Below are 8307 nucleotides of genomic sequence, written 5' to 3' on the forward strand. Positions count from 1 at the left end.
CCGCCGTTCATCAGATCGGCGCCGGCGCCGCCGTTCAGCGTGTCATTGCCGGGGCCACCGTTCAGCGTGTCGTTGCCGACCCCGCCGTTCAGCAGATCATCCCCGGCCCCGCCGTTCAGCACGTCGTTGCCGCCCCAGCCGTTCAGGGTATCGCTGCCTGCCGCCCCGGTGATCACATTGTCCAGGGCGTTGCCCCCCAGCGCCTGACCTGCGCCGGACTGGCCGGTCAGGTTCTCGACATTGGCAAGGGTACCCAGCGAGTAGCTCGACAGCGCGGTCAGTACCGTGTCGGTGCCGCCGCCAATCCATTCGACCACCACATCCCCGGCATTGTCGACGATATAGGTATCGTCGCCGGTGCCGCCAGCCATGCTGTCGATCCCGACGCCACCATTCAGCGTGTCGTTGCCCGCCCCGCCGATCAGCGTGTCATTGCCGCCCCAGCCGTTCAGCAGGTCATCCCCGTCACCGCCGCTGAGCATGTTGTTCGCGGCCGATCCCCCGATCGTGTCGTTCCCTCCGGCGGAGACGATATGCTCGACGTCGATCACATCGAAGGTGCCTGCGTAGCCGGCCCATTCCATCGTGCCGGCGCCAAGGTTGAAGATCAGCGAGTAAATCGACGAGACGTTCGAGACATCGACGGTATCGACACCGGCGCCGCCATAGAAATGATCGGTGCCGTCGCCCGACAGCAGGATCATCATGTCGTTGCCGTCACCGCCGTAAAGCGAATCGGTGCCGCTGCCGCCATAGAGCGTGTCGTTGCCCGCGCCGCCTTCCAGCGTGTCACTGCCGCCACCGCCATGGATCGTGTCGTTGCCGCCGCCGCCATTCAGCACGTTGTTGCCGGCATCGCCGGTCAGGCTGTCATTACCGTTTCCGGCGCTGACATTCTCGATGCCGGTAAGGGTCGACAGGAAGCCGCCGAGCGTGGTGTCAAACTCGCCTGCGGCCAGATCGACGCGGTAGTTGTTGGAATAGGTGCTGAACTCCAGCAGGTCGATCCCCGCCCCGCCGTCAAAGTGGTCGCCCAGGCTGATGCCGCCTGCACCGGGGGTGAGGGTGTCATTGCCATCGCCGCCATAGAGCGAGTCGATCCCCGATCCGCCATCCAGGCTGTCGTCGCCCAGCCCGCCATAGAGCCCGTCATTGCCGGTGCCGCCGATCAGCGTATCGTTTCCGGCATCGCCATAGAGGCTGTCGTCGCCGGTGCCGCCATCCATGGAATCGTTGCCGCTACCGCCATAGAGCGTATCGCCGAACACCGACCCGATGACCGTGTCATTGCCGGACCCCGCCGTCACCCGCTCGATCGAGACGAGCGAGGTTGTCGTGGCGCCCTGGGAGAACACCCCCGTGTCGAGGTTGACCAGATAGTTGAGGCCGAAATCGGTGAAGTCCAGCGTGTCGGTGCCGCCACCGCCATGATAGACCTCGCCTGTGGTCAGCGAACTGCCGGCCCGCAGCGTGTCATCGCCGATCCCGCCATACAGCCGGTCAAGCCCGCCCATGCCGACCAGGCTGTCATTGCCGTTGCCGCCATAGAGATCGTTGTTGCTCGACGAGCCGATGATCGTGTCGTTGCCGGTACCGGCCCAGACATGTTCGATCGAGACCAGCGTGGTCGAGGTGGCGCCAAGGGCAAAGGTGCCGGCGCCAAGGTTCACGGTATAGCTGCTGCCGAAGTTGGCGAAGTTCAGCGTATCCTCGCCCACGCCGCCATCATAGATCTCGTCGGCAGCCAGCGACGCTCCGGGGTGCAGAATGTCGTTGCCGTCGCCGCCGCGCAGCGTGTCGATGCCAAGGCCACCTTCGAGCGAATCGTTGCCCAAGCCGCCGATCAGGCTGTCGTTGCCCGACCCGCCAAAGATGCTGTCATTGCCGGCATTGCCATTCAACACGTTGTTGGCGGTATTGCCGACGATGCGTTCGTTGCCCGACCCGCCGACCACATTCTCGATGACCGTACCGACCGCCAGGGTCAGGTTGCCGGTCAGCCCGGCCACGTTGGAAATCGTGCCGGTGGTGGATGCGGCCGAGGCGATGGTGACGTCGATCAGCGTGTTGTTGGAAAAGCCCGACAGGTCGAGCGTGTCGATCCCGCCGCCATCGACGATGCTGACCGCATTGCCCGACAGCAGGGTCGAGATCGAGGCATAGGCCGAGTTGGCATAGCCGAACAGCGGCTCGCCGCTGGACATGTACCAGGTGCCGTTGAAGCCCCAGGTGGTGTTGCCCGTGGTGGTGCCATTGGAGATGCCATAGCCCTGCGGGCCGTAGATGCGGTCCAGCACCAGCCAGTCGACCGCCATCGGCCCGATCAGCCGGGCATAGGACTGGCCGTTGAAGTTGTTCTGGCTCCAGTATGACATCATGGTCTGTTGCCAGGTGTCGTTCTGCCAATAGGCATCGTTGTAGGTGGGCGATCCCGATCCGGCATTGTACAGGCCCTGGTGGCCCAGACCCAGCACATGGCCGATCTCGTGCAGCGCGGTCTGGAAGGCATAGGTGCCGATGGCCGTATTGCCGGAATCCCAGTTGTTGTCGATGTTGATCCAGGAATAGGAAATCGAGCCATCCGCCGCGCGGTTGAAGTTGGCAAAGGCCCGACCTGCCGACCAGTCGCCGAAGAAGATGTCGACCACCGAAGTGTCGGTCGAGGTGGTTTCGACAAAGTTGATGCCCAGGATGTCCTCGTAGACATTCAGCGCATGGCGGATCATCTCGGCCCGCCCGGCCGTCACCCCGTTGGCATCGGTGCCCGGAAAGCTGGTGACATTGTAATGCAGCACGCCGTTCTTGGCATTGGTGCCCGCATTGGTCAGGTTGAAGAAGGGAGAATTGGTCGAGGTGCCGTAGAATTCGTCCCAGAAATCGTTGCCCCCGCTGCCGGTGCCGCGTTCGTTCAGATAGGTGCCCAGCACATTCAGCGAGACAGGTGCTGCGGGGGCGGACAGGTCGCCGCCATTGCCGGCCCCGAACCCGGCCTCTCCGGCCTCGTCGCCGATCATGGAGCACATCGGGCAGGGGCAGGCCGAGCCGTCCTGTGGCTGATAGCCCATGCTGTTGTCGGCCAGCACCAGCGTGGTCTTGGCCGAGGCCCAGTCGATCGCGGCGCCCGCCGGGCTGGCGGCCATGCCGTCGGCCTGCGGATGGCCCTCGACGGCGGCGACAGAGGCGACGATGGCCGCAGCGGCGGCCACCGCGGCAGCGGCCCCTTCGGCAGCCTCGGTCCGGGTGGCCCCGGAGTCGGACGGCGCCTCGTAGGACACGACCGGCCCGCCGGTCTCTGCGACCGGCTCATCGGCGGCCTCGGCCCTGGCGCTGTCGGCCTTGCGGGGGGATCCGTCCTCGGCGGCCAGGTCGGGCGCGGTCTCTTTGGCGGGGGGCGCGGCACGGGTCTGCTGGGCCCCGCCATCGCCCGATCCTTCGGGCGCGGGACGCAAGGCCGCGGCATCCTCTGCCTCGGCATCGGGGATCTCGACCCCTGCGGTCTTGTAGCTTTCCAGGGCGCGTCTCAGACGGTCCTCGTCCTCGAAGGCGCTCGTGTCGAGATTCTTGAAATAACCCATGTGCCGATCCTCCAGGAAATCATCTGACGATGACTTCATCGCAGCCTAAAACATGACCCTTTGCAGGGCCGGACATCCAATCGGGGCGCAGGGCGCCCCCGGTCCCGGCGCCAGCCCCGCATGGGGCGACGGCCAGAGACCACGATCCGGCGGCGGTGCCGGTAAAACCTTCCGAATGCCTGCTGGCCACAACCATGATCATCGGCCGTTGCCATGGGGCATGATACTACAAGGACCACTGCCGGGATACGCCCGGATATCCATACCTCTAACCCGCCACGGCGGAGCGTCTGCCGCCGTCAATACACATTAAAACAATTCCAGGTTAACACAGTAGCATGGACCCGGTACCGTTTCCATAGCGGTGACTCCGGACAATGGTTTGATTTTCGGAAACAACCCTGTCGGCGCACGTTGACAGCCAGCGATGCGCAGGACAGGCTTCGCCAAGCCCATTCCATACAAATCACTTCGGAGAACAGACAATGTCGGTCAGGATTTTCATCGCCAACGACGGACTGCATGGTGACGAGTTGTGGATCACCAACGGAACGCCCGAGGGCACCTTTCTGCTGAAGGACATCAATCCCGGCGCAGGATCCTCCTCGATCGTGTTTCACGGGCTCGTGGGGGCGCAGTATCTGTTCTCGGCCTATGACGATGTGAACGGCTGGCAACTGTGGACGACCGACGGGACCGAGGCGGGGACCGTCGCCATCTCGACGGTGCAATATTCCGGTACGCCGGTCGTCTATGACGGTTCTCTGGTCTTTGCGGCCTACGATCCGGTCTATGGATACGGGCTGCACATCACCGACGGCACGGCGGCCGGAACGGTCTTTCTGAAAAACACCGGCGATTTCGGCACGCCGGTCGTCGCGGGCGGGCTGATCTTCTTCACCGGCTACAGCGCGGCGGCCGGGTATGAATTGTGGGTCTCCGACGGCACGGCGGCCGGAACGGTGATGGTGGCGGACATCACCCCCGGATCGACCAGCAGCAGCATCACCTCGCTGATCGCCTTCGGCGACGGCGTGGCCTTTATGGTCTATGACAACACCGATTTCGAATACCGGCTCTGGGTGTCGGATGGCACGGCCGCCGGTACCCAGCAGGTGCTGGAGATCAACCCGTCGGGAGATGACGGTATCGGCGCCCTGCAGGTGATCGGCGACAAGCTGTATTTCACCGCCGACAACGGCACCGATGGCGCGGAACTGTGGGTTTCGGACGGGACGGCGGCCGGCACCCTCATGCTGACCGACATCAACCCGACCGGCGGCTCGTCCGTCACGGATCTGCGCGCCTCGGCGGCAGGGGTGTTCTTCCGTGCCTTCGACGGCACGGGGCTCGTCCTCTACATGACGGATGGCACCGTCGCGGGAACCCAGCGTCTGACCTCGTCGTCGCAATCCGTGCAGAACCAGATCATGATGCTGGGCGATACGGCGTTCGTCATGGTCTACAATACGATGACCTTCGAGTATGAAATCGTCGCCAGCGACGGCACACCCGCGGGTACGGCCGTCATCGCCACCGGCCTGTCACAATCCGGCGACTACCGTGTGGCCGGGGACATGCTGTTCTTCTATGGCTATGATTACACCGCAGCCAGCTATGGCCTGTTCGCAACCGACGGCACCGCCGCCGGCACCTTGATGGTGACGGATCTGTGGAATGTGGACTGGTCCCATGCGGTGGAATCCGGCGGCAAGCTGTTCTTCGTGGCCCAGGCCTATGGCAATACCAGCGGCTATGAATTGTGGGTGTCCGACGGCACCGTCGCCGGCACCCTTATGCTGGCCGACATCGCCCCCGGAAGCAGTTCGTCCAATATCGGCAGCCTCACCGCCTATGCGGGCGGTGTGCTGTTCGCGGCCGACAGCCCGCTTGATGGCCGCGAGCTGTATTTCTCTGACGGGACCGTCGCGGGCACCCAGATGGTGCGCGATATCAACGCGTTGCAGGCAAAGCACCCCAGCTTTAGCGCCTCGAATTTCATCGAGCTCGATGATAAGGTGATCTTCCTGGGCAATACCCCGCAAAGCGGAACGGAGCTGTGGGTATCGGACGGGACCGCCGCGGGCACAATGCAACTGGCGGACATCGAGCAGGGGGCAGGCAGCGTCTCTCTCTCGGGCACGCCTGTTGCAACGGCAACCCATGCCTTCTTCATCCTGTATGACAGCAGCACCCCGTATTACCGGCTCTGGGCCTCGGACGGGACTGCGGCCGGCACGCAGGATGTCTCGGGCGGCTACCAGGCCTGGAACAGCCAGATGGCGGCGGTGAACGGGGTCGCGCTCTTGGGGGTCTATGATGCCGATCTGGGGGTTTACGGGCTGATCGCCGAGGATGGCGATGCCTCGACCCTGCCGGTCTGGCTGACCTCGGGCTCGCTCCTGTCGGAGTTCGTCCTGTTCGATGGCGCCGCCCTCTACTGGTTCTATGACACCGATCTGAGCAGCTATGTGCTGGGCCGGACGGATGGAACGCTTGCGGGCACCTTTTCGCTTGGCGAGACAGACGGTTTCAGCGAGGCGACCGTCGCCGGAAACCGGATGTTCTTCACCGGCTATGACAGCAATGACGGATATGAATTGTGGGTGACCGACGGGACAGTCTCCGGCACCGGCCAGGTGGTGGATCTGTTCACGGGCGGCAATTCGTCGTCGCCGACCGACATGGTGGCGATTGGCAACAGCGTGGTCTTCACCGCCACCACGCCGGCGGTCGGCCTCGGCTTGTGGGTCTCGGACGGAACCGCGGCGGGCACCGTCCTGCTGGCCGATCTGCAATCGGGCGGCAGCGGCGCGTATGTGGCGGCGTCCTTCACCGCCATCGGCCGGTCGTTCCATGTGTCCTATGACTACGACACCGGCGCCTACAGCATGACCTCGACCGACGGCACCGTGGCGGGCACCCATACGCTGACCGGCCTGCCGCTGGACTCGACCTATCAGGTCTACGACGCCGGATCGCAGCTGTTCCTCATCGGCTATGACGGCAGCCTGGGCGAATACCGCCTGTGGAGCACCGACGGAACCGCCGCAGGCACCCAGGATGTGAGCCCGGTCGATTATGCGATCTACTCTGTCGGCTCTGCCGAGGTGGTTGGCGGCCAGCTCATCCTGGAGGTCTATGACACGGTGAACGGCATCTATCAGTTGATCGCCGAGGATGGAAATCCCGCCACCGCGCCGGTGCTGCTGACAGAGAATACCTTCCAGGGCGCCCGGATCGTCTATAACGACGCGCTGTATTACCTGTCCTATGACAACACGGCGGGCGCCTATGTCGTGATGAAGACCGACGGCACGACCGGCGGCACTTCGATCCTGGTCGAGACGCAGGGGTTCAGCGCGCCGCGGGTGCTGAACGGGCTGCTGTATTTCGATGGCTACGATCCTGTCGAAGGCACAGAGCTTTGGGTGACAGACGGGACCACGGCGGGCACCGTGCAAGTGACCGACACGCTCACCGCCGAAGGGTCGGACCCCACCACCTTTGTCGTCTTGCCGAACGTTGCCCCGGAAATCGATGGCACCCAGGCCGGGCAACTGGCCAATGACAAGGCGACCGCCCTGCCCTTTGCCGGCGCGACCATCAACGATCTGGACCGGGCGTTCCAGACATTGACCGTCACCGTCGCGCTGGACAGTGCCGCCAAGGGAACCTTCACCGCCGCCTCGCTGCTTGCCACCGGCTTTGTCGCCAGCGGCGGCGGGGTTTACACCTTTGCGGGCACCGCGCCCGAGGCCACCCTGGCGCTGCGCGGGCTGGTGTTCGACCCGACCGAGAACCGCGTGCTGGCCGGGGCGACGGAAACCACGACATTCACCGTCACTGTCACCGACAGCGCAGGCGCCAGCGCGACCGACGGCACCACCAGTGTGATCACCACGTCGGTCAACGATGCCCCGCATGACATCGTCATCTCGGGCGGCGGCGCGCTGAGCGTCAACGAAAACAGTGCCAACGGCACCATGATCGGAACGCTGCTGGGCGTGGATGTGGATTCGGCCACCTTCTCCTATACGCTGACCAACACGGCGGGCGGCCGCTTCCAGATCAATGCCACGACCGGGCAGGTGACGGTGGCAGATGGCTTGCTGCTGGACTTCGAACAGAACACGACCCATGCCATCACCGTACGGGTCAGCGATGGCGCCTTGACCTTTGACAAGGTCTTCAATGTCACCATCGGGGATGTCTCTCCGGAAACCGTGGCAGGCGATGCCCGCGCCAACCGCATCCTCGGCGGCGCCGGGAACGACCTGCTGAGCGGCTGGGGCGGCAATGACACGCTGATCGGCGGGGCCGGGAATGACACGCTGAATGGCGGGGCCGGGATCGACAGCATGGTCGGCGGGGCTGGCGACGATACCTATGTCGTCGACAATGCCGGGGATGTGGTGGTCGAACTGGCCGGCGGCGGCACCGACACGGTGCTGACCGTGCTGTCGAGCTACTCGCTGGGCACCCTTGCCCATGTCGAGAACCTGACCGGCCAGTCCGGCGCGGGTCAGGCGCTGGGGGGCAACACCCTGGACAACGTGATCACCGGGGCGGCAGGCAGCGATACCCTGAACGGCTGGGGCGGCAACGACGTGCTGAACGGTGGCGCGGGGGATGACCTGCTGAACGGCGGGGTCGGCAACGACACGCTGAACGGTGGCCCCGGCAATGACACGCTGAACGGCGGCGCCGGCGCCGATCTGATGAACGGCGG

Annotated in this window: 2 protein-coding genes; one reads left to right on the top strand and one right to left on the bottom strand. The window is 64.5% G+C overall.

The genetic code is table 11. The annotated features are described in order from the left end of the window. Positions 1-3575, bottom strand: a 3575-nt coding sequence (locus tag BW970_RS19865) for a M10 family metallopeptidase C-terminal domain-containing protein (protein ID WP_144039037.1), incomplete at its 3' end; no start/stop codon positions are given. A 485-nt stretch (positions 3576-4060) separates the two neighbouring features. Here BW970_RS19865 and BW970_RS20660 point away from each other — a divergent pair. After that, on the top strand, positions 4061-8307 hold a 4247-nt coding region (locus tag BW970_RS20660), incomplete at its 3' end, for an ELWxxDGT repeat protein (protein WP_076534656.1).

The organism is Gemmobacter megaterium (assembly GCF_900156815.1).
In the GTDB taxonomy this organism is placed as follows: Bacteria; Pseudomonadota; Alphaproteobacteria; order Rhodobacterales; family Rhodobacteraceae; genus Wagnerdoeblera; species Wagnerdoeblera megaterium.